At 59.0% G+C, this 22,324-nt stretch carries 25 protein-coding genes; 16 read left to right on the forward strand and 9 right to left on the reverse strand.

Features of this window, described 5'->3' with window-relative positions; translation table 11 throughout:
- Positions 1-377 precede the first annotated feature (377 nt).
- Both AC1DXW_RS03055 and AC1DXW_RS03060 read right to left on the reverse strand, forming a co-directional pair.
- Complete coding sequence (locus AC1DXW_RS03055) at positions 378-1,598, reverse strand: CaiB/BaiF CoA transferase family protein (protein WP_477759751.1); 1,221 nt, start codon at positions 1,596-1,598, stop codon at positions 378-380.
- A gap of 11 nt (positions 1,599-1,609) precedes the next feature.
- Positions 1,610-2,791: an acyl-CoA dehydrogenase gene (locus AC1DXW_RS03060; protein WP_046043971.1), complete on the reverse strand. Its 1,182-nt coding sequence runs from the start codon at positions 2,789-2,791 to the stop codon at positions 1,610-1,612.
- Positions 2,792-2,948: 157 nt separating this feature from the next.
- On the opposite strand from AC1DXW_RS03060, the gene AC1DXW_RS03065 reads away from it, so the two are divergent.
- From AC1DXW_RS03065 to AC1DXW_RS03115, 11 genes are all read left to right on the forward strand, one after another.
- On the forward strand, positions 2,949-3,848 hold the full coding sequence (locus AC1DXW_RS03065; RefSeq protein WP_150753713.1) for a LysR family transcriptional regulator: 900 nt from the start codon (positions 2,949-2,951) through the stop codon (positions 3,846-3,848).
- A 435-nt stretch (positions 3,849-4,283) separates the two neighbouring features.
- Positions 4,284-5,405: a Re/Si-specific NAD(P)(+) transhydrogenase subunit alpha gene (locus AC1DXW_RS03070; RefSeq protein WP_477755500.1), complete on the forward strand. Its 1,122-nt coding sequence runs from the start codon at positions 4,284-4,286 to the stop codon at positions 5,403-5,405.
- An 11-nt stretch (positions 5,406-5,416) separates the two neighbouring features.
- Positions 5,417-5,767 (forward strand): NAD(P) transhydrogenase subunit alpha part 2, encoded by a 351-nt coding sequence (locus tag AC1DXW_RS03075; RefSeq protein WP_046042645.1) that lies wholly within the window; start codon positions 5,417-5,419, stop codon positions 5,765-5,767.
- Complete coding sequence (locus AC1DXW_RS03080) at positions 5,764-7,200, forward strand: NAD(P)(+) transhydrogenase (Re/Si-specific) subunit beta (RefSeq protein WP_477759752.1); 1,437 nt, start codon at positions 5,764-5,766, stop codon at positions 7,198-7,200. Before AC1DXW_RS03075 ends, AC1DXW_RS03080 begins: the two co-directional genes overlap by 4 nt.
- 213 nt (positions 7,201-7,413) lie before the next feature.
- Complete coding sequence (locus tag AC1DXW_RS03085) at positions 7,414-8,907, forward strand: acetyl-CoA hydrolase/transferase family protein (protein WP_008018492.1); 1,494 nt, start codon at positions 7,414-7,416, stop codon at positions 8,905-8,907.
- Between the two features lie 319 nt (positions 8,908-9,226).
- Positions 9,227-9,442: a DUF1127 domain-containing protein gene (locus AC1DXW_RS03090; protein WP_477759753.1), complete on the forward strand. Its 216-nt coding sequence runs from the start codon at positions 9,227-9,229 to the stop codon at positions 9,440-9,442.
- A gap of 258 nt (positions 9,443-9,700) precedes the next feature.
- Entirely contained in the window at positions 9,701-9,910 is a 210-nt protein-coding gene (locus AC1DXW_RS03095) for a DUF1127 domain-containing protein (protein ID WP_477756312.1), read from the forward strand.
- Positions 9,911-10,052: 142 nt separating this feature from the next.
- Positions 10,053-10,373, forward strand: coding sequence for a DUF2388 domain-containing protein (locus AC1DXW_RS03100; protein WP_477756308.1), 321 nt, complete (start codon positions 10,053-10,055; stop codon positions 10,371-10,373).
- 107 nt (positions 10,374-10,480) lie between these two features.
- The gene (locus AC1DXW_RS03105) at positions 10,481-10,798 is read left to right on the forward strand and encodes a DUF2388 domain-containing protein (RefSeq protein ID WP_477756309.1); all 318 of its coding nucleotides are present in this window, start codon (positions 10,481-10,483) and stop codon (positions 10,796-10,798) included.
- Between the two features lie 27 nt (positions 10,799-10,825).
- Positions 10,826-11,146 (forward strand): DUF2388 domain-containing protein, encoded by a 321-nt coding sequence (locus AC1DXW_RS03110; RefSeq protein WP_108231768.1) that lies wholly within the window; start codon positions 10,826-10,828, stop codon positions 11,144-11,146.
- Positions 11,143-13,104, forward strand: coding sequence for a DUF7844 domain-containing protein (locus tag AC1DXW_RS03115; protein WP_477759754.1), 1,962 nt, complete (start codon positions 11,143-11,145; stop codon positions 13,102-13,104). The genes AC1DXW_RS03110 and AC1DXW_RS03115 overlap by 4 nt, the downstream gene beginning before the upstream one ends.
- Positions 13,105-13,254: 150 nt before the next feature.
- Here the strand turns inward: AC1DXW_RS03115 and trpA are convergent, their stop codons facing one another.
- On the reverse strand, positions 13,255-14,067 hold the full coding sequence (gene trpA, locus AC1DXW_RS03120) for a tryptophan synthase subunit alpha (RefSeq protein ID WP_477756637.1): 813 nt from the start codon (positions 14,065-14,067) through the stop codon (positions 13,255-13,257).
- Positions 14,067-15,302 (reverse strand): tryptophan synthase subunit beta, encoded by a 1,236-nt coding sequence (gene trpB, locus AC1DXW_RS03125; protein ID WP_477759755.1) that lies wholly within the window; start codon positions 15,300-15,302, stop codon positions 14,067-14,069. Before trpB ends, trpA begins: the two co-directional genes overlap by 1 nt.
- A 124-nt stretch (positions 15,303-15,426) precedes the next feature.
- Here trpB and AC1DXW_RS03130 point away from each other — a divergent pair, with 124 nt between their 5' ends.
- Entirely contained in the window at positions 15,427-16,320 is an 894-nt protein-coding gene (locus tag AC1DXW_RS03130) for a LysR family transcriptional regulator (RefSeq protein ID WP_477759756.1), read from the forward strand.
- Here AC1DXW_RS03130 and AC1DXW_RS03135 read toward each other — a convergent pair.
- Positions 16,317-16,640 (reverse strand): ElaB/YgaM/YqjD family protein, encoded by a 324-nt coding sequence (locus AC1DXW_RS03135; protein WP_150728191.1) that lies wholly within the window; start codon positions 16,638-16,640, stop codon positions 16,317-16,319. The two genes, AC1DXW_RS03130 and AC1DXW_RS03135, sit on opposite strands and share 4 nt — an antisense overlap.
- A gap of 157 nt (positions 16,641-16,797) precedes the next feature.
- Here AC1DXW_RS03135 and AC1DXW_RS03140 point away from each other — a divergent pair, with 157 nt between their 5' ends.
- Positions 16,798-17,013, forward strand: coding sequence for a dodecin (locus AC1DXW_RS03140; protein ID WP_015092929.1), 216 nt, complete (start codon positions 16,798-16,800; stop codon positions 17,011-17,013).
- A 121-nt stretch (positions 17,014-17,134) separates the two neighbouring features.
- Complete coding sequence (locus AC1DXW_RS03145; protein WP_477754127.1) at positions 17,135-17,356, forward strand: DUF1161 domain-containing protein; 222 nt, start codon at positions 17,135-17,137, stop codon at positions 17,354-17,356.
- A gap of 68 nt (positions 17,357-17,424) precedes the next feature.
- Here AC1DXW_RS03145 and AC1DXW_RS03150 read toward each other — a convergent pair whose 3' ends face one another.
- Positions 17,425-18,426, reverse strand: a complete 1,002-nt coding sequence (locus AC1DXW_RS03150; RefSeq protein WP_008002158.1) for an LLM class flavin-dependent oxidoreductase — start codon at positions 18,424-18,426, stop codon at positions 17,425-17,427.
- Positions 18,427-18,818: 392 nt separating this feature from the next.
- Between AC1DXW_RS03150 and AC1DXW_RS03155 the strand changes: the two genes are divergently transcribed.
- Positions 18,819-19,052, forward strand: coding sequence for a DUF1161 domain-containing protein (locus AC1DXW_RS03155; protein WP_477754111.1), 234 nt, complete (start codon positions 18,819-18,821; stop codon positions 19,050-19,052).
- Between the two features lie 4 nt (positions 19,053-19,056).
- Here the strand turns inward: AC1DXW_RS03155 and AC1DXW_RS03160 are convergent, their stop codons facing one another.
- Both AC1DXW_RS03160 and AC1DXW_RS03165 read right to left on the reverse strand, forming a co-directional pair.
- A complete protein-coding gene (locus tag AC1DXW_RS03160) occupies positions 19,057-19,479 on the reverse strand; it encodes a PA0061/PA0062 family lipoprotein (RefSeq protein WP_477754112.1) in 423 nt (140 codons plus the stop codon).
- A gap of 41 nt (positions 19,480-19,520) precedes the next feature.
- Entirely contained in the window at positions 19,521-19,943 is a 423-nt protein-coding gene (locus tag AC1DXW_RS03165; protein ID WP_477754113.1) for a PA0061/PA0062 family lipoprotein, read from the reverse strand.
- A gap of 59 nt (positions 19,944-20,002) precedes the next feature.
- Here AC1DXW_RS03165 and AC1DXW_RS03170 point away from each other — a divergent pair, with 59 nt between their 5' ends.
- Positions 20,003-21,100: an aminopeptidase gene (locus AC1DXW_RS03170; protein ID WP_477754114.1), complete on the forward strand. Its 1,098-nt coding sequence runs from the start codon at positions 20,003-20,005 to the stop codon at positions 21,098-21,100.
- On the opposite strand, the gene AC1DXW_RS03175 is transcribed toward AC1DXW_RS03170, so the two are convergent.
- Positions 21,082-22,311: a nucleoside recognition domain-containing protein gene (locus AC1DXW_RS03175; protein ID WP_477754115.1), complete on the reverse strand. Its 1,230-nt coding sequence runs from the start codon at positions 22,309-22,311 to the stop codon at positions 21,082-21,084. The genes AC1DXW_RS03170 and AC1DXW_RS03175 overlap by 19 nt on opposite strands.
- Positions 22,312-22,324 lie beyond the last annotated feature (13 nt).

Below are 22,324 nucleotides of genomic sequence, written 5' to 3' on the forward strand. Positions count from 1 at the left end.
GCCTCATTTGCTGTCAAGTGATTATTTTCAGAAGTTTTCCAAGTTTCCTTTTCAACTTCAACCACTTGCGCTTCAGATCTCTCTTCAGCGGGAGGCGAATTCTACAGCGTTACACGCTGCTGTCAACACCTCTTTTTCAACTCCCTTTTGGCTTCGATGACCTGAAGCAACCTGCTGCCGAAAACTGCATAACTCATTGTTTACCAAAGAGTTTTTCGTTTCGACTGCGCCGGAAGTGGGGCGAATTATAGAGATCTGAAATCTGCCGTCAAGCACTGATTCAGGTTTTCTATCAATAACCTGCAGAATGCAGCAAAACGCCCCAAAGGGAGCCTATACAAAGGAGCCGAAACACTCCTCTATATAGAAGAAACCAATCAGAGAACGCCCGAATCCTTGAATGCGGACACCGCCCCGGCATCCAGGCCCAACACCCGCTGCAAAACTTCCAGCGTGTGCTCACCCAGCAGAGGAGGTGCAAAACGGTACTCCACCGGCGTTTCCGACAGTCGAATCGGACTCGCCACCTGAGGCACCATCCCGGCCAGCGCATGAGGCAGCTCGATAGCCAACCCACGCGCCTTGACCTGAGGATCGGCAAACATCTGCGCCACGTCATTGATAGGCCCGCATGGCACGCCAGCCTGCTCCAACTGCGCCACCCATTCAGCAGTCGTCTTGAACACCGTCGCCTGGCGGATCAGCGGAATCAGTACTGCCCTGTTTGCCACCCGCAGCTTGTTGGTAGCAAAACGCGGATCGTCCGCCCACTGCGGCTGCCCGGCCACTTCCGCGAACTTGCGGAACTGTCCATCGTTACCGACGGTAAGGATGAAATCGCCATCCGCCGTAGGAAAATCCTGATAGGGCACGATGTTCGGATGAGCATTGCCCAAGCGTTTAGGCGCATTGCCTGTCGTCAGGTAGTTCATCGCCTGGTTGGCCAGACAAGCCACCTGTACGTCCAGTAGTGCCATATCGATATGCTGACCACCGCCGTCGTGATCCCGATGCGCAAGCGCTGCCAGGATCGCGACAGTCGAATACAGCCCGGTCAGGATGTCCGTCAGCGCCACGCCAACCTTCACCGGCCCCGCGCCTTCTTCGCCTTCAGGTCGCCCCGTCAGGCTCATGAGACCGCCCAGCCCCTGGATCATGAAGTCATAACCCGCTCGCCTGGCGTAAGGACCGGTCTGGCCGAACCCGGTGATCGAGCAATAGATCAGATCCGGATTGATCGCCTTCAGCGACTCATAGTCCAGGCCATAAGCCGCCAGACCGCCGACCTTGAAGTTCTCGATCAGGATGTCCGACTTGGCCGCCAGCTCTCGCACCAGCTTCTGCCCTTCAGGGCGTGTGAAGTCGATAGTGACCGATTGCTTGTTGCGATTGGCCGACAAGTAATAGGCGGCCTCACTGGTGTTCTCGCCATAAGCGTCTTTAAGGAACGGTGGCCCCCAGGCGCGCGTGTCATCGCCGTTACCCGGACGCTCGACCTTGATCACTTCGGCGCCAAGGTCGGCCAGGATCTGCCCGGCCCAAGGCCCGGCCAGCACCCGCGATAAATCCAGTACCCGTAGATGCGATAGCGCGCCCATGGACGTTCTCCTTAATAGAACGCCTGGAGGCCGGTTTGCGCACGACCGAGGATCAGTGCATGGACGTCGTGAGTACCTTCATAGGTGTTCACCACTTCCAGGTTGACCAGGTGACGCGCAACACCGAATTCATCGGAGATGCCGTTGCCGCCCAACATATCGCGAGCCATGCGCGCGATGTCCAGGGACTTGCCGCAAGAGTTGCGCTTCATCATCGAGGTAATTTCGACTGCAGCAGTCCCTTCGTCCTTCATACGACCCAGACGCAGGCAGCCTTGCAGCGCCATGGTGATTTCAGTCTGCATGTCGGCCAGCTTCTTCTGGATCAACTGAGTGGCGGCCAGCGGGCGACCGAACTGTTGACGATCCAGGGTGTACTGGCGAGCGGTGTGCCAGCAGAACTCGGCTGCACCCAGCGCACCCCACGAGATGCCGTAACGTGCCGAGTTGAGGCAAGTGAAAGGACCTTTCAGGCCACGGACATCCGGGAAAATGTTCTCTTCCGGCACAAACACGTTATCCATCACGATTTCGCCGGTGATCGATGCCCGCAGGCCCACCTTGCCGTGAATCGCCGGAGCGCTCAGGCCTTTCCAGCCTTTCTCCAGAACGAAGCCGCGAATATCACCGGCATCGTCCTTGGCCCAGACCACGAACACATCGGCGATCGGGCTGTTGGTGATCCACATCTTGCTGCCGGTGAGGCTGTAGCCGCCTTCGACTTTGCGCGCACGACTGATCATCGCACCCGGGTCGGAGCCGTGGTTAGGCTCGGTCAGGCCGAAGCAACCGATCCACTCGCCCGACGCCAGTTTCGGCAGGTACTTCTGCTTCTGCGCTTCGGTACCGAATTCATTGATTGGCACCATCACCAGCGAGGACTGCACGCTCATCATAGAGCGATAGCCGGAGTCGATACGCTCGACTTCACGGGCGATCAGGCCATAGCTGACATAGTTCAGGCCGCTGCCACCGTACTGCTCGGGGATGGTTGCGCCCAACAGACCGATCTCGCCCATTTCGCGGAAGATCGCCGGGTCGGTCTTCTCATGGCGGAAAGCTTCAAGAATGCGCGGCGCAAGGCTCTGCTGAGCGAACTGCGCAGCCGTGTCGCGAATCATGCGTTCTTCTTCAGTGAGCTGTTGATCCAGCAGCAGGGGATCGATCCAGTTGAAGCTAGCTTTACCGCCCATGAGTGTGTCCTCTCGAATCGGGTCAAATAACGTGGACTGATCCTAGGCCCGGATCGGCGCCACGGCAAACGAGGATTTTGCATACTGTTGTGCTAATTTCTCACTCCGAAACGTCGCGAAATAGCTTTTATGCGATGTATTAGTGAGGTTGACGTACATGCGCAGAAAGATACCCAGCACCACCGCCCTGATCAGCTTCGAGGCCGCGGCACGCCACGAGAGCTTCACCAAGGCCGCCCAGGAACTTTCGCTGACCCAAGGGGCAATTTGCCGACAGATCGCCAGCCTTGAAGAGTTCCTCAGCGTGGAACTGTTCCGACGCTCGCGGCGCGGGGTCAAGCTGACGGAAGCTGGTCTCTCCTACAGCCGTCGAGTGGCCACTCAACTCGATGCGGTTGAGCGCGACACCTTGTCCGTGATGGGCCAGCAGGGCACCAACGTGATCGAGTTGGCCGTAGTGCCAACCTTCGGCACCCAATGGTTGCTGCCGCGACTCAAGGACTTTCAGCAAAAACACCCGGAAGTAACGGTCAACCTGACCAACCGCACGCGCCCGTTCCTGTTCGCCGACACTGATTTTGATGCCGCCATCTACTTCGGTGACGCGGATTGGTCGGGTACAGAATCCCACAGGCTGATGGGTGAAAATCCGATGCCCGTTTGCAGCCCCAACCTGCTCGGAAACAAAACCAGTCTGACGCCCGGCGAAATCGCCGACTTGCCTCTCCTGCAACAAACCACCCGCCCCTATGCCTGGCGCCAATGGTTCGATTCCCAACACCTGAATGTCCCGCGAGACATGACAGGCCCACGCTATGAGCTATTCTCCATGCTCGCCCAAGCGGCCATGCACGACATGGGCATTGCCCTGATTCCGCCGTTTTTGATTCAAAGGGAGCTGAAGGAGAAACGCTTGGTGATCGCCAACCCGCAAGCATTGTCCAGCATCAAGGCTTACTACCTGATGATTCCTGAGCGAAAGGTCGAATCCGCGTCTTTGAGGGCATTTCGTGACTGGCTGGTAAATCAGGCGCACAGCTACAGCCTAGAAGGATAAAGGCCCCGTAGCGTTATTTGACCCCGTAGTCAGCAAATATACAGCCCTACAGATATACGTATTTGTCGCATACAAGCAAACTGTATCGAGAAGTCGTACAAACGTTCCACAAGCGCCTGACCACGCGGCTTTGCGCCACTATTTCGAAGCGATGCCGCATCATTCATACGGCCGATGTGTAAATTCTTCAATTTCGGCCAGAATCCTTACAAGGCACGGCCTGCAAGGGATTGACCCGGTTGGTTGCGACATTCGGTCACGGGGTGACTTGTAGTTAATTTTCCGTCACCCGTCATAATCCCTTGAAGGGCACAAAGTTCGCCTGCAAAATGCCGCGCCCCGCCCTGATTTGGCGGGATCGTGCTGATCGGCCGCCCCAGCCGCACCATCCGTAGTGCATGGGTTTACTCAATAAGATCACGCAGGAGATTTGACGTGCACATTGGTGTTCCTCTCGAAACCCAGACCGGTGAAACACGGGTTGCTGCAACCCCGGAAACCATCAARAAGCTGATCAGCCAGGGTCATAAGGTCACTGTACAAAGCGGCGCCGGCGTYAATGCCAGCGTAGTCGACAGTGCCTATGAAGCGGCAGGCGCAACCATTGGCAGCGCCAATGACGCGTTTGGTGCAGAGCTGATTTTGAAGGTGGTCGCGCCCAGCGACAGCGAGCTGGCGCTGATTAAAAGCGGCACCGTYGTGGTGGGGATGCTCAACCCGTTCAGCAACGAAACCATCGCCAAGATGGCTGAGTGCGGKATTACCGCCTTCGCCCTGGAGGCCGCGCCGCGTACCTCCCGCGCACAGAGCCTGGATGTGCTGTCCTCGCAAGCCAACATCGCCGGCTATAAGGCGGTGTTGCTGGCCGCTCATCATTATCCGCGGTTCATGCCAATGCTGATGACCGCTGCGGGCACTGTGAAAGCAGCGCGCGTGCTGATTCTCGGCGCTGGTGTAGCGGGTTTGCAGGCCATCGCTACCGCGAAACGCCTGGGTGCGGTGATCGAAGCGTCTGACGTGCGTCCTGCGGTGAAAGAGCAGATCGAATCCCTCGGCGCCAAGTTCGTCGACGTGCCTTACGAGACCGATGAAGAGCGTGAATGCGCCGTCGGTGTCGGCGGCTACGCCCGCCCGATGCCGGCCAGCTGGATGCAGCGCCAGGCCGCGGCCGTACACGAACGCGCCAAGCAGGCTGACATCGTCATCACCACCGCGCTGATTCCCGGCCGCAAGGCACCGACACTGCTAAGCGCGGAAACTGTGGCACAGATGAAACCGGGCTCGGTGGTCATCGACCTCGCGGCCGCCCAGGGCGGTAACTGCCCGCTGACYGTGGCCGATCAGGTGGTCGTCGAAAATGGCGTGACCATCGTTGGCCCAACCAACCTGGCCAGCGCCGTGGCGGCCGATGCTTCGGCGCTGTACGCMCGCAACCTGCTGGACTTCATGAAACTGTTGTTCGATAAAGAAGGACAACTGGTGATCAACCTTGAAGACGATATCGTCGCCGCGTGCCTGATGTGCCGCGACGGCCAGATCGTGCGCAAGAACGGCTGAGGATAAAAACAATGGAAGACATGCTGATCTCTCACGGTATCTACAACCTGATCATCTTCGTGCTGGCGATCTATGTCGGCTACCACGTGGTCTGGAACGTCACACCGGCACTGCACACGCCGCTGATGGCGGTGACCAACGCCATCTCGGCCATCGTGATCGTCGGCGCCATGCTCGCCGCCGCCCTCACCGTGACCCCGCTGGGCAAGACCATGGGCACCCTGGCCGTGGCCCTGGCCGCGGTCAACGTGTTTGGTGGCTTCCTGGTGACCCGGCGCATGCTGGAAATGTTCAAGAARAAAGCGGCCAAAGCTCCGGCTGCCAAGGCCGCCGCAGTCAAGGCTGAGGTGCAGCAAGCATGAGCATGAACCTGGTTACGTCCCTGTATTTGATTGCCTCGGTCTGCTTCATCCAGGCACTCAAGGGCCTCTCGCACCCCACCACATCGCGGCGTGGCAACCTGTTCGGCATGCTCGGCATGGGCCTGGCGATCCTCACCACAGTCGGCCTGATCTACAAGCTCGGCGCCGAGCTCGCGCATGACGGTATCGTCTACGTGATCGTCGGCCTGCTGATCGGCGGCACGGCCGGTTCGATCATGGCCAAACGCGTCGAAATGACCAAGATGCCCGAACTGGTCGCCTTCATGCACAGCATGATCGGCCTGGCGGCGGTGTTCATCGCCGTGGCCGCCGTGGTCGAGCCGCAGTCGCTGGGTATCGTTGCGCAACTGGGTGACGCGATCCCGGCCGGTAACCGCCTGGAACTGTTCCTCGGTGCCGCCATCGGTGCAATCACCTTCTCCGGTTCGGTCATTGCCTTCGGCAAGCTGGCCGGCAAGTACAAGTTCCGCCTGTTCCAGGGTGCACCGGTACAGTTCAGCGGCCAGCACAAGCTGAACCTGCTGCTGGGCCTGACCACACTGGCCCTGGGCGTGACCTTCATGCTCACCGGCGACTACACCGCCTTCGCCGTGATGCTGGCGCTGGCCTTCGTGCTCGGCGTGCTGATCATCATCCCGATCGGCGGCGCGGACATGCCCGTGGTCGTGTCGATGCTCAACAGCTACTCCGGCTGGGCAGCGGCGGGCATCGGCTTCTCGCTGAACAACTCGATGCTGATCATCGCCGGTTCGCTGGTAGGCTCGAGCGGTGCGATCCTCTCGTACATCATGTGCAAGGCGATGAACCGCTCCTTCTTTAACGTGCTGCTCGGCGGTTTCGGCAATACGACGGAGGCGGCCGGCCCGGCGGGTTCGAAAGAAGCCCGTCCGGTGAAATCCGGYTCGGCYGACGACGCGACCTTCCTGCTGACCAACGCCGACACCGTGATCATCGTGCCGGGCTACGGCCTGGCGGTYGCGCGGGCRCAGCATGCGCTGAAGGAACTGACCGAGAAGCTGACCCATCGCGGCGTGACCGTGAAGTACGCGATCCACCCGGTGGCCGGTCGTATGCCCGGGCACATGAACGTGTTGCTGGCCGAGGCCGAAGTGCCTTACGACCAGGTGTTCGAGATGGACGACATCAACTCCGAGTTCGGCCAGGCCGACGTGGTGCTGGTGCTSGGYGCCAACGACGTGGTCAACCCGGCGGCGAAGAACGATCCGAAATCGCCGATTGCCGGCATGCCGATCCTCGAGGCGTTCAAGGCCAAGACCATCATCGTCAACAAGCGCTCGATGGCCAGCGGCTACGCCGGTCTGGACAACGAACTGTTCTACCTGGATAAAACCATGATGGTGTTCGGCGACGCGAAAAAGGTCATCGAAGACATGGTCAAAGCCGTCGACTAACCTTCTACGGCACACAGAACGCCCCGACTCGTCGGGGCGTTTTTGTTTGCGCAAATCGTCGGACAAACTATTCTTTTGTTACCGATCCGGTAACGGTGTTTTGCTTGAAAGGCCCGGAATAGACGCCTCGATTGCGACCTTGGTAGCGGGACAGAAGCTGGCGCAATTCACTAGACTGCACGTCCTGCTACCTGTTGCCCGAGATAACAATCCATGTACCGTGACCGTATTCGCCTGCCTTCGTTGTTGGACAAAGTGATGAGCGCTGCCGACGCTGCCGCTCTGATTGAGGACGGCATGACCGTCGGCATGAGTGGCTTTACTCGCGCCGGCGAAGCCAAGGCCGTCCCCCAGGCGCTGGCCGAGCGCGCCAAGGTCACGCCGCTGAAGATCAGCCTGATGACCGGCGCGAGCCTGGGCAACGACCTCGACAAGCAGTTGACCGAAGCTGGCGTGCTATCGCGACGCATGCCGTTTCAGGTCGACAGCACCCTGCGTAAGGCGATCAATGCCGGCGAAGTCATGTTCATCGACCAGCACTTGTCGGAAACCGTGGAGCAATTGCGCAACCAGCAATTGAAACTGCCGGACATTGCCGTGATTGAAGCCGTGGCGATCACCGAGCAAGGGCATATCGTGCCAACCACCTCGGTCGGCAACTCGGCCAGCTTCGCGATTTTCGCCAAGCACGTGATTGTCGAGATCAACATGGCACACAACCCCAACCTCGAAGGCCTGCACGACATCTATATCCCGACCTATCGTCCGACCCGCACCCCGATTCCATTGGTCAAAGTCGACGACCGCATCGGCAGCACTGCCATCCCGATTCCAGCGGAAAAAATCGTTGCCATCGTGGTCACCAACCAGGCTGACTCGCCCTCCACTGTGCTGGCGCCGGACGCCGAGACCCAAGCCATTGCCGACCACCTGATCGACTTCTTCAAACAGGAAGTGGCAGCCGGACGCATGACCAACAAGCTCGGCCCGCTACAGGCCGGTATCGGCACCATCGCCAACTCGGTGATGTGTGGCCTGATCGACTCGCCGTTCGAAGACCTGACGATGTATTCCGAGGTGCTGCAGGATTCGACCTTCGACCTGATCGATGCGGGCAAGCTGAGTTTTGCTTCGGGCAGTTCGATCACCCTGTCGAGCCGGCGCAATGCCGACGTGTTCGGCAATCTGGAGCGCTACAAGGACAAACTGGTCCTGCGTCCGCAGGAGATCTCCAACCACCCTGAAGTCGTGCGCCGTCTCGGCATCATCGGCATCAACACCGCCCTGGAGTTCGACATATATGGCAACGTCAACTCCACCCATGTCTGCGGTACACGGATGATGAACGGCATCGGTGGCTCGGGCGACTTCGCGCGCAACGCGCACCTGTCCGTGTTCGTGACCAAGTCGATCGCCAAGGGTGGTGCGATCTCCAGTGTGGTGCCGATGGTGAGCCACGTTGACCATACCGAACATGACGTCGACATCCTCGTGACCGAAGTCGGTCTGGCAGACCTGCGAGGCCTGGCACCGCGGGAGCGTGCCCGGGTCATCATCGACAAGTGCGTGCACCCGGATTACCGCCAGGCGCTGAATGATTACTTCACCGCCGCATGCGCCATCGGCGGGCACACCCCGCACATTCTGCGTGACGCCTTGAGCTGGCACATAAACCTGGAAGAAACCGGGCAAATGCTGAAGAAGTAATTGGTACAGATAGCAGCTGGCGCAAACACAGTTTCGTCAGCTTGCTCTTGCCTCTTCGCAATATGAAAAAAACTGTACTGCTGTACCGGTCATTTCCTAGGGAAAATTCCTACCCAATCGGACAAAAACAGCAATTTCGCACCTTAATAGTGCGGACAGGTACAGTTGCCTCTATTTCGACCAGTACACCCCCTATAAACAGTTAACTGAGCCCTCACAATACAGATAAACTGTATCTACAGGGACTAGGCAAACGAGAGGATCATGGGCACCAGTTAAACCACTACCTAATCCCGCCATAAGCGGAAGGATGACCACCATGGAACGTACACTCAGTTCCGATCTGTTCTTTCAAGACACTGCTGCAAAAACCCAGGCTTCCATGCCTCTGCGCGTTATCGCCAACCTGATGCTGTGGCAGCGCCGCATCACCAGCCGCCATCAACTGGCTCGCCTGGACTCGCGTCTGCTGGCTGACGCCGGGATTAGCGAAGCACAACGCTACGAAGAGCTGAGCAAGCCGTTCTGGCGCTAAGTTAGCGTCGCTGGCTCTGACCTGAAGGTCCACCGCCAGCAACCCGAATTGAAAAAACAAGACCCGTCGTGGGAAACCACGACGGGTTTTGTCGTTTTGGCCTGTCAAATCCGGTCTGACAGTAGGGAATCCTCAACACCAGTACAGTTTGCAAAAAGCACTAACTGAATGAGTACAATATTGCCGTAGTGTGTCTGTAATGGATATTCGGCGGGTGTCAGCATGAAGCTCTCCACTTATCAGGACAGGGACCGCGCCATGAATTCTTTACAGGATGTTTCCACGCCCGAAATTCAATCGAGACCTTGCCTGAACTGGGTCAGAGATCTGTTAACAGGACTGTTCGCTAGTCTCGAAAGGGCGAGAACACGACGTTTACTGGCTCAACTCGATGATTGTCAGCTATCAGATCTTGGTATCAGCCACGCCGACCGCATCAATGAATTGGATAAACCGTTCTGGCGCTGACTTCCTGTTTGCATGACGGGCTGTTCGAACTGACACACTCAGGCCTAATATCAAACCAGAACGTGGCGAGCGCCAAGCGCCTGGCGTCTGACTTTGCAGACACTGCGCCATTTTTCAATTGGTTTACACAAAGGAGTTACCCATGTCCCGTCTCCGTCTGCTCAGCGCTGCAGCCCTGTTTGCCGTAGCTGCCAGTGCCCAAGCCAGCAGCTTCATCGTGACCACGGATGCTGTCGTCAATGCACTCAAAGCCACGTCCGATGCGACTACCGATGTCGTCTCGTCTTCGTTCAAGGATGACAAGATCGTCCTCGCGGCCCGTGACGACGCTGCCAGCTTCGTCGCCAGTGAAGGTTCCATCCGCGGCGTGAAACTGGAAAGCGCCATCGACCACATTCACCGCCAGGCGCCACAGCTGAACGCAACCGACGCCCAACTGGCGCAAGCGATCCTGACGATCTAAACGACTGCACAGACATGGGGCACGCCCGGCGCGCCCCAATGTTTCGACGCTGGCTCTAGATCGGGCCTTGCGCTAGCCTTGTGACTCATTTTCACCTGTCGAGTCTCATGCGTTTTCCTTCAAGTCTCTTGATCGCTCCAGTCTTTCTTACCCTTGGTTACTGCGGATCGGCCCACGCTTATGACGCCTTCAATCTGTCCACCCAAGGCATCGTCGCCAGCGGTTACGCCACAAGTTTGGTGACCAGCGCCCCCTTCGACCATAAACTGCTGCTCGCCGCCCAGGATGACGCTGCGGCATTCATTGCCAGTGATGGCCAACTGAGAGGCGCACGACTGGAGTCGGCCCTGCGGTATCTGCGCCGATCCCAGGCAAAACTTCATGCCAGCGACCTTGAACTGGCACAAGCAATTCTCGTCCAATAGTTATCCCTGTTTTTCTGGAGTCGTTCCATGCGTAACCCGCTGATTGCTGCCACCTTAGGCCTGCTGCTGTTGGCCGATGTGTCCCAGGCACATACTCTGGTTGCCACCAGTAACATGCTGATCCGCGCCACCCAGCGCACCCTCGATTTCACCTCCGACACCACCACGTCCATTCGCGATTCGAAAATCGTGCGCGAAGCCCAGGACGACGCCGCCAGTTTCGTTGCCAGCAATGGCGACATTCGTGGCGCTCACCTGGAATCCGCCTTCGATTTGCTGCGCACCCGCGTGCCGGAAGCCCGTGACGCCAGTGACCAGGACCTCGCCGAAGCCATCCTCGCACTGTGAAGCGTCCATGCGCCTGGCTGCTGGCCGGGGCCCTGTTGCTGCTCGGCAACACGGCCCACGCAGGCCTTCAGTTACAGCTCAAGACCGAAGGCCTGACGCCCGCGCAACAGCAAGCCAGCCAGGCGTTGCTCGATGAAGCCATGCAGGCGCTGCCGCCACGCTTTATCGAGCAACTCGATCGACGCATCGACGTCGGCTGGACCGATGACATGCCACGCAACGCCTACGGTCAGGCATCACTGGTGTCCGAGCTCGATCTGAACCGCAACCTGCTGGCCGGCCTCACCGATGGCAGCGCCGCGACGAGGAAAACCCATCGCCCCCATGGCACCGTGCGCCGGGAAATGCTGGCCACGGTGTTGCACGAGCTGACTCACATCTACGATCGCTCACGCCTGTGGCCGGATGCCGAGCGCAAGCTGATTCAACGCTGCACCCAGCGCAACAACAGCTCAGGGTTGGTTGGCATTCCCGACCAATGCCGGGGCCAGTCGGATCGGCGTTTTACCCTCAGTGATGATCCACGCCTGCTCGATCTCGCCGGTTGGCAGCAATACGTAGGCCGTCGCGGTGAACGCGAACAGCACAACCGCCAGATTGCCCGCAGCCCGGACATCTACGAGACCAGCAGTCCAAAGGAATTCGTCGCGGTCAACATGGAGTATTTCCTCCTCGACCCGAGCTACGCCTGCCGCCGACCCGCACTGTACCGCTACTACAAGGAACATTTCGGTTGGGCGCCCGCTACCAAAAACGCCTGTAATAAAACCTTCGCTTTCCTCAATGCCGGCAACGACTTCGCCAAGACACCTTTGGGCCAGGTCGATCCGGAGCGGGTGTATGCCATTGACTATCTGCTGGCCGAAGCTAACCAGAACCTGTTCAGCCGCTGGGGCCACAGCATGTTACGCCTGGTGATCTGCGCGCCGGGCCGACCACGCGGACCGGATTGTCGACTGGACCTGGACCAGCATCTGGTGCTGTCGTACCGCGCCTTCGTCGGCGACGTACAGCTGTCGAGCTGGGATGGCCTGGTCGGTAAATACCCGTCGCGGCTGTTTATCCTGCCGCTGTCCCAGGTCATTGACGAATACACCAAGACCGAACTGCGCAGCCTGGCCTCCGTACCCCTGAACCTGTCGCGCAACGAGATTGAAGACGTGGTGGGACGTGCCGCCGAGATGCACTGGAGCTATGACGGCAACTACTTCTTCCTGTCGAACAACTGCGCGGTGGAAGAGCTGAAATTACTGCGTGGCGGTACCAATAACCCACAATTGGTGGGACTCGACAACATCATGCCCAATGGTTTGCTGGAAGTGCTGAAAGGCCGCGGGCTGGCGGACACCAGCGTGCTGGACGACCCGCGGGAAGCCTTGCGCCTGGGTTATCGTTTCGACTCCTTCCGCGAGCGCTATCAGGCCATGTTCGAGATCCTGAAAAAGCACTTGCCGATCAAACAGGAAACCGTCGAAGACTGGCTCGAATTGAAAGCCGCGGAGCGTCGGCAATGGTTCGAGCAGGCCGATTTGCGCACCAGCGCGGCGTTGCTGCTATTGGAACAGGCCAGTTTCCGTCAGCAATTGCTGCTGGCCCAGGATGAAGTGAAGCAGCGTTATCTGGGCGCCCGAGAGCTGAAGAATGGCGGCATGGACAAGGCCAACGAGACGCTGAAGGACATTCTCGCCAACAGTGGTTTCCTCAGCCGGCCGGCGGAGCTGCTGGGCACTAACGGTTATGGTTTGCCGCAACCAAGCGAGTGGGAGCATCTGGAAGCGGAAAGCAGCCAGCGCCAGAAGCAGCTCCTGGCCCTGTCCGGGGATCTGGACAAGGAAGTGAGGGCATTGCTTGAGCCGAGCCGTGCCGCCGAGATGGCCGCCAACGAGGCCAACGTGAAGCAGATTGGTGAGCACCTGCGCAAACTGCACAAGGCGTCGGGCGGGATAGAGCTGCCTTGAGACCGCAACCTTGTGGGTGCTTGCTCCCAAAAGGTTTACAGCGTTTAGCCACACACAGCAAAAAGGGCTTCAGAACACAGTCCTGAAGCCCTTTTTGCTGTTTAGTCTGTGCCGCGAGGCTCTAATTCCTCTGTATCAGGAACTTTGCCTTCAGCTGACGCGGGCTTTACGCACGCCATCGGCCAACGCAGAGCACAGGCTCAGCACGCCATCCACGGCTTGTTCCGGGGAGGTGGCATTGGCGATGTGATCGATCAACGCTGAACCCACCACAACACCGTCGGCCAGACGCGCGATGGACGCCGCCTGTTCCGGAGTCCGGATACCGAAACCGATGCTGATCGGCAAGTCGGTATGGCGACGCAGACGGGCGACCGCTTCCTCGACGTGTTCCAGCGTGGCGGCACCGGCGCCGGTCACACCGGCCACCGAGACGTAGTAGACGAAGCCGGAGCTACCATTAAGAACGGTCGGCAGGCGCACATCGTCGGTGGTTGGCGTGGTCAGGCGGATAAAATCCAGGCCCGCGGCCTGCGCCGGGTCGCACAGCTCACTGTTATGTTCAGGCGGCAGATCGACCACGATCAGGCCATCAACCCCGGCCTCTTTGGCTTCGGCAATGAAGCGCGGTACGCCGTACATGTGGATCGGGTTGAAGTACCCCATCAGCACCAGCGGCGTTTCGTTGTTGTCCTGGCGGAACTCGCGAACCATTTGCAGGGTTTTCGCCAGATTCTGCTTGGCACCCAACGCACGGATGTTGGCGAGCTGGATGGCCGGGCCGTCAGCCATCGGGTCGGTGAAGGGCATGCCCAGCTCGATCACGTCGGCGCCCGCCGCTGGCAAGCCTTTGAGGATTGCCAGGGACGTGTCGTAGCCCGGGTCGCCGGCGGTCACGAAGGTCACCAGGGCGGCACGGTTTTGTTCCTTGAGTTCGGCAAAACGCGTTTGCAGGCGGCTCATCAGTGTTTCTCCTGCTTGGACTGCTGTTGCTGAGAGTGTTCCATATGGTGCATCACGGTCTGCATGTCTTTATCGCCACGGCCGGACAGGTTGACCACCATCAGGTGATCCTTTGGCAGGCTCGGTGCGCGCTTGAACACTTCAGCCAGGGCATGGGCGCTTTCCAGGGCAGGGATGATCCCTTCCAGGCGGCAGCACTGGTGGAACGCGGCGAGGGCTTCGTCATCGGTCACCGAGGTGTACTGAACGCGGCCAATGTCGTGCAACCAGGCGTGTTCCGGACCGATGCCCGGGTAGTCGAGGCCGGCAGAGATCGAGTGGGCGTCGATGATCTGGCCATCGTCGTCCTGCAGCAGGAAGGTGCGGTTGCCGTGCAGGACGCCCGGCACGCCGCCATTCAGGCTGGCCGCATGCTTGCCGGTCTCGATGCCGTAACCGGCAGCTTCAACGCCGATGATCTCGACGCTCTTGTCGTCGAGGAACGGGTGGAACAGGCCCATGGCGTTGGAGCCACCGCCAATGCACGCCACCAGGCTATCTGGCAGACGGCCTTCCTGGGCTTGCAGTTGCTCACGGGTTTCCTTGCCGATCACGGCCTGGAAGTCGCGGACCATCGCCGGGTAAGGGTGCGGACCGGCCACGGTGCCGATCAGGTAGAAGGTGCTGTCGACGTTGGTCACCCAGTCACGCAGGGCTTCGTTCATCGCATCTTTCAGCGTGCCGGTGCCGGCCACCACCGGGATCACTTCGGCACCCAAAAGCTTCATGCGAAACACGTTGGCCTGCTGACGTTCGATGTCAGTGGTGCCCATGTAGATCACGCAATCCAGACCGAAGCGCGCGGCGACGGTGGCAGTGGCCACACCATGCATGCCGGCGCCGGTCTCAGCGATGATGCGCTTCTTGCCCATACGCCGCGCCAGCAGGATCTGGCCGATGCAGTTGTTGATCTTGTGCGCGCCGGTGTGGTTCAGCTCTTCGCGCTTGAGGTAGATCTTCGCGCCGCCACAGAACTCGGTCAGACGCTCGGCGAAGTACAGTGGGCTTGGACGCCCGACGTAGTCGCGCTGGAAGTAGGCCAGTTCCTCCTTGAATGCAGGGTCTTCCTTGGCCAGCTCATATTCACGGGCCAGGTCGAGGATCAACGGCATCAGGGTTTCGGCAACGTAGCGGCCGCCGAACGCGCCAAACAGGCCGTTGGCATCAGGGCCGTTGCGCAGATTAGTCTGGGTCATTTGGCGCTCCAGTTGAATGCGTGAAGTGATGCATAAAGAGATAGTGGGCTTCACTCTACCCCTGACGCCCCGGCCTGAAAACCGATAAGATCGCCACAACATGTCAGGAAAACTCACAGATCCCATGAGCCATGACCTTCCTCCGCTGAACGCGCTTCGCGCCTTCGAAGCCACTGCCCGCTTGAACAGCGTCAGTCAGGCGGCCGAGCAGTTGCACGTCACCCATGGGGCCGTCAGCCGGCAACTCAAGGTGCTTGAAGAACACCTCGGCGTTAGCCTGTTCATCAAGGACGGACGCGGCCTGAAACTCACAGATGCCGGGTTACGCCTGCGTGACGCCAGCAGCGAAGCCTTCGAGCGCCTGCGCAGCGTTTGCGCCGAACTCACACAAAGCACAGCCGATGCGCCATTCGTGCTCGGTTGCTCGGGAAGCCTGCTGGCGCGCTGGTTTATCCCGCGACTGGGGCGGCTCAATGCCGACCTGCCGGACTTGCGCCTGCACCTGTCGGCCGGAGAAGGCGATCTGGATCCGCGAAGACCGGGGCTGGATGCTTTGCTGGTATTTGCCGAGCCACCCTGGCCGGCGGACATGCAGGTTTTTGAGCTGGCCAGCGAACGTATCGGTCCGGTGATGAGCCCTCGGTTCGTCGGCTATGAACGGCTCAAGCAAGCGCCGGAAACCGCACTGCTGAACGAACCCTTGCTGCACACCACTTCACGCCCGCAAGCCTGGCCGAACTGGGCGCAACCACGGGGCCTCGACGCCAGGGCGCTGAAGTACGGCCAGGGATTTGAACATTTGTATTACTTGCTGGAAGCCGCCGTCGCGGGTCTGGGCGTGGCGATTGCCCCCGAACCTTTGGTGACGGAGGACTTGAAGGCCGGCCGCCTGGTTGCACCTTGGGGCTTCAGTGAAACCCCGGCGCAACTGGCGTTGTGGCTACCCAAGCGCGCCGCGGACGGGCGCGCCCGGCAACTGGCGCAGTGGCTCAAGAACGAGCTGCGTCGAGCGGATTAATCACGCTTGCACAACAGATAAGCGGCCAGCAGGCCCAATGCGCCGACGGCGACACCGGCTGTCGTCCAGGGGTGTTCCTGGGCGTAGTCCCGGGTGGCAATCCCGGTTTCGCGGGTTTTGACCTTGACCTCCTCATAAGCATCGGCAAGCAGATGGCGCGAGTGCTTCAAGGCATTTTCGGCGTTGCTTTTCAGGGTATTGAGGGTTTTACGCGACTCGTCCGAGGCGTCGCCCTTCAGGCTTTCCAAAGACTTGAGCAGACTCTCGATCTCGGCTTCCATGCTTTGCAATGAGGCTTTGCGTAACGAGGTGTTGGCCATGGTGGCTCTCCTGCATTGGTGATGAGTGGCATGTGTTGGTTGGGACTTCAGGGGTTCGAGAAAGTGCAGAAAACCTGAACTTCATCCACAGAGCGACCAACAGAAAAAATAGGAAAAATCACTGCTAGGCTGTAATTCACACGCCGAGGAGAACGCCATGTCTGACCATCACACCTACAAGAAAGTCGAGCTGGTTGGCTCGTCCACCAGCAGTATCGAAGATGCGATCAACAACGCCCTGACCGAAGCCAGCAAGAGCATCAAGTACATGGAATGGTTTGAAGTGACCGAGACCCGTGGGCACATCAGGGACGGTAAGGCTGCGCACTTTCAGGTGACCTTGAAAGTCGGGTTCCGGATTGCCAGCAGCTGACTTTGGGCTAGTCTTCTGAACTTGCACGCCAGCCGAATGCCATAGGGAATGGCAAAGCGCTCCATGAGCGCGTCCGGCTGACGGCTGGTTACCCCTATGATCCGACCAGGGAATGCAACTGATGAAGAAGTTTATGTTGGCGGTAGGCTTGTTGAGCCTTGCAGGGACCGCATTGGCGGGCGGCAAGCCATGCGAAGAGCTGAAAGCCGAAATCGCCGCGAAACTTGATGCCAAGGGCGTTTCCGGATATTCGCTGGAGATTGTCGATAAAGGTGCCGCTGCCGGCGGGAAAGTAGTTGGCAAATGCGAAGAAGGCGCCAAAGTGATCGTCTATAAAAAGTAGGTCGATTCCCGCCTGAATGAAAAAGCCGACGCCCTGGCGCCGGCTTTTTTATGCCTGTCGATTGAGTATCAGCCTCGCATGACCTGCGCCAGCAACTCGTAGGAATGCACGCGATCCGAATGTTCGTACAGGTCACAGGTGAAAATCAACTCGTCAGCCTGGGTCTGTTCGATCAGGACCTCGAGTTTGGCGCGGATTTTCTGGGGGCTGCCGATCATGGCCAGGCCAAGGAAATCGTGCACGGCCTCTTTCTCATGGGGCAGCCACAGGCCGTCCATGGTCTTCACCGGCGGACGCTGTACCAGGCTTTGGCCACGCATCAGGGCGAGAATCCGCTGGAACACCGAAGTCGCCAGGTAATCGGCCTGCTCGTCGGTATCGGCTGCCACTAAAGGCACGCCGAGCATCACGTAAGGTTTGTCCAAAACGGCTGACGGCTTGAAGTGATTGCGGTAGACCCGAATCGCTTCATGCATGTAGCGCGGTGCGAAATGCGATGCGAAGGCGTAGGGCAAACCACGCTCACCGGCCAGTTGTGCACTGAACAGGCTCGACCCCAACAACCAGACTGGCACATTGGTCCCGGTGCCCGGCATGGCGATGATGCGTTGGTCCGGAGTACGCGGCCCGAGATAGCGCACCAGCTCCGCCACATCTTCCGGGAAATCGTCGGCGCTGCCAGAGCGTTCACGGCGCAGCGCACGTGCGGTCATCTGGTCGGAACCGGGCGCGCGCCCCAGGCCCAGGTCAATGCGGCCCGGATAAAGACTTTCCAGGGTGCCGAACTGCTCGGCAATCACCAACGGTGCGTGGTTGGGCAACATCACCCCACCCGAACCGACTCGAATGGTCGACGTGCCACCGGCCAGATAACCGAGCAGTACCGAGGTCGCGGAACTGGCAATGCCGTCCATATTGTGGTGCTCAGCCACCCAGAAGCGGTTGTAACCGAATTTCTCGACGTGCTGCGCCAGGTCCAGCGAATTGCGCAGCGACTGGGCCGCGCTGCCGTTCTCGCGCACCGGCACCAGATCGAGGGTCGAGAACTTGATATCGGACAGTCGTTTCATAAACCTGCTTCTCCAAATGAGGGTGCAGGTTTGTTCTTGCGAACGCAAACCTGCCGAATCCAAAAGCGTGTTCATGCAATGTGGGCATATACCCGAGTTTCAATAGCCCGGTAAAAAATCCATCGAAAAAAGCGGATTGATCGGACAGGTCTGCCCGGTGTCCAACGTGCGGAATGCGAAGATCAGATTGGAGGCAACATTGGTCGGCTAGATTTTCGTTGAGAACAAGAGATCGCTGCCTTGAGCAACCTGCCGGGATCATTCGGCAAAAAGTGCTCGCGTCTGCGATCTTTTTTGCGTCGCGACAGATTTGCCCGCTAAAACTGTGGTCGAATAAACGACAGCAGCGAAAACCCACGACTGTGCGTGCTGCCTCAAAGGAGCTTCAAACCATGAAACGTTTTGCCTTGGCGGTTATCTGTTGCGCACTGGCCGCTTCGGCCCTCGCAGCGCCGAAACCCTGCGAAGAACTCAAGGCCGAGATCGAAGCCAAGATCCAGGCCAGTGGCGTCACCGCCTACACGCTTGAAATCGTCACCAACGACGAGGTCCACGACCAGAACATGGTCGTTGGCTCGTGCGAAAACGGTACCAAGAAAATCATCTACCAGAAGAACAACCGCTGACCACTCACATCAGGCAGTAAGACTCTCGATCTTCTGCAACGATCTCCCGCTTGGCGTTGTATAGCCTGGCTTCAGGGATGAAGGCAATCGAGCGGCCTTCAAGCACATAACGTTGGCCGGCTTCGAAATGATCGAAGTTGATGGTCAAGTAACATATGCGTTCAGAAGGGCCGCCCATCATGTTCAAGCCCCCGCCACCAGGTACTTCGAAGTCGAAGCGGACGATCAGTTCATGGCTGCCGGGCATAACCTCAAAATAACGCCCGTCGGCCAAGCGCTGTTTATCCAGACGCTCGGCCATCAGCAATTTATCGTTAGGGAAGGGCGTGGAAAAGTCGACCCAGGCCATCTTTGGATTAGCCGTCGGCATCGGGCTCTGACAGCCAGCGACAATGCTGGCAACCAGCAACAGCATCAACCTGTACATGATGAATGTCCCAAGGGGTTATGCATTCAGCATAACGCCGATCAGGAGTGTTGGCAGCCCGCAGGCGTGCCTTGGCCAATCACTTTTCGCTGTTGATCGTAGAGTTTCGCCCAAGGCCGAAAGCCGATGTTCCCCGTCTGTAGCCGATAACGCTCGCCCGCGTTGAAGTCGTTGAATTTCACGTTCAACTGGCAATCGCGCCACAACGGTTCGGCATCAGGGCCGATGTTGGTAGGCTGGACCGAGAATTGGTAGCGGACCGTCAACTCATGGCTACCGGGCTGGACCTGGAAATAGCGTTTATCGTCGGTGGCCTTGTCATCGACCTCCAGCGCTTGCAGCTTCGTATCTTCTTGCTTCGACTCCAGGTCGATCCAGGCTTGCGCAGGATCAGGGCGGGGTAGTCCGAAAAAAGCACAGCCGGCCAGCATCAGCAGGCCTCCTGTCAGCATCAACATGCGCATAGCGGAGCTCCAGTCAGGCGGGATAGTCTTGTGGAAAGACTCTCCAAGGAAGAATTATTGTGATCAGGCCGCTTCCTAGCCTTGGGTTACTTGATCGCGTTTTTCGCGTTTTGTTTCCGGGTGTGTTGTTTTTGTTGCTCAACGGTTGCACCAGCGCCAGCTATTACAGCCAACTGGCCAGCGGCCAACTGCAGTTGCTGCGGGCCAGGGAGCCGGTTTCCAGTGTGATTGCCGACCCGGCGCGCGATCAAAAGCTGCGTACACACCTGGAGCAATCGCAAAAGGCCCGAACGTTCGCCAGCCAGCAATTGCACCTGCCGGATAACCCGAGTTACCGCTTGTACGCGGACATTGGGCGTCCCTTCGTCGTCTGGAATGTCTTCGCCACGCCGGAATTTTCCCTAAAACCGGTAAACCACTGCTTCCCCATCGCCGGTTGCGTGGCTTATCGCGGTTACTACAGCCAGAGTGCAGCCCGCGGCGAAGCAGCTTTGCAACGCTTGCAGGGCATGGACGTGTCGATTGGTGGTGTCGAAGCCTATTCGACACTCGGCTGGTTCAACGACCCGATCATCAGTTCGATGATGGGCTGGGGGGATGAGCGACTGGCCACGCTGATCTTTCACGAGCTGGCCCATCAGCGTTTCTATGTGAAGGACGACACGGAGTTCAACGAATCCTTCGCCACCTTCGTCGAGCAGGAAGGTACTCGCCAATGGCGCGCCTACCGCCTCCTGCCACCGGATAACAATGCGCAGGCGCGTCAGCGCAACCAGTTCACTGCGTTGGTGCTCAAGACCCGCACCCGACTGGAAAAACTCTACACCTTGCCGTTGCCAACCGAACAAATGCGCCAGCAAAAGGCTGCCGAGTTCGAGCGCTTGCGCAGCGAATACCGGCAATTGCGCGACAATCAGTGGGCCGCAGACAAACGCTACGATACCTGGATCTATGCCCCCATGAATAATGCCCGGCTATTGCCATTTGGTTTGTACGACCAATGGATTCCGGCATTTGCCACGCTGTTCCATCAGGAGGATGGCGACTGGCTCAAGTTTTACGCTGCCGTGGAAAAGCTCGGCGCCTTGCCGGCGGACGAGCGTAAGGCCGCGCTGAAAGCATTGGCTGGCGAGGCCGATCAACCAAAGAACCAGTAGCAAACCCCGATCGCGCCCAGCACCCCGGCAAGCTCCGCCAGCAATGCACAACCGACTGCATGTCGTGCGCGCTGGATGCCCACGGCGCCGAAGTACACCGCCAGCACATAGAACGTCGTTTCGGTGCTGCCCTGGACCGTCGCCGCCACCAGCGCCGGGAAGCTGTCGACGCCCGAGGTCTTCATGGTTTCGATCAGCATCGCCCGGGCGGCGCTACCCGAGAAGGGTTTGACCATCGCCGTCGGCAGCGCATCGACGAATCGTGTGTCCCAACCGGCCCATTCCACCAGATGGCGAATGCCATCCAGACCGAAGTCCAGCGCCCCGGACGCACGCAGTACGCCCACTGCGCAGAGCATCGCCACCAGATAGGGCAGCAAGTTCTTGGCGACGTCGAAACCCTCTTTGGCTCCTTCAACGAAGGCCTCGTAGACCTTCACTTTGCGCAGCGAGCCGATCAGTAAAAACAGCATGATCAGGCCAAACAGCGTCACGTTGCCGAGGATCGACGACAGGCCGGCCAGTGCGGTCGCTGAAAGGGTCGCCAGCAACGCCATGAAACCACCGAGGGCGAGGGCGCCGGGGATCAGGTAGGCCAGCACCACCGGGTCCCAGATGCGCAGGCGCTGCATGAACGCCACCGACAGGAAGCCGACAATGGTCGAGCAACTGGTCGCCAGCAGGATCGGCAGAAACACCAGCGTCGGGTCAGGCGCGCCTTGCTGGGCGCGATACATGAAGATCGTCACCGGTAGCAGGGTCAGCGAGGAGGCGTTGAGCACCAGGAACAGGATCTGGGCGTTGCTGGCGACAGTGGCGCTGGGATTGAGTTCTTGCAGCGCCTTCATGGCCTTGAGGCCGATCGGTGTGGCGGCGTTGTCCAGGCCCAGGCCATTGGCGGCGAAGTTCAGGGTGATCAGGCCGATGGCCGGATGACCAGGCGGGACTTCAGGCATCAGGCGCAAAAACAGTGGCCCCAGAGCCTTGGCCAACCATTCGACGATCCCGGCTTTCTCGGCAATGCGTAGAAAACCCAGCCAGAGGGTGAGGGTGCCAAACAGCAGCACCATGACTTCGACCGACAGCTTGGCCATGGCAAAAATGCTTTCCACCATTGCCGCGAAAATCCCGGCATTACCGCCGATCAGCCACTGCGCCAGCGCCGATACGGCTGCCACGATGAAGAAGCCAAGCCAAAGGCCATTGAGCATCAGTCAAATCCCC

The sequence above is a fragment of the Pseudomonas sp. P4_C4 genome (assembly GCF_056402055.1).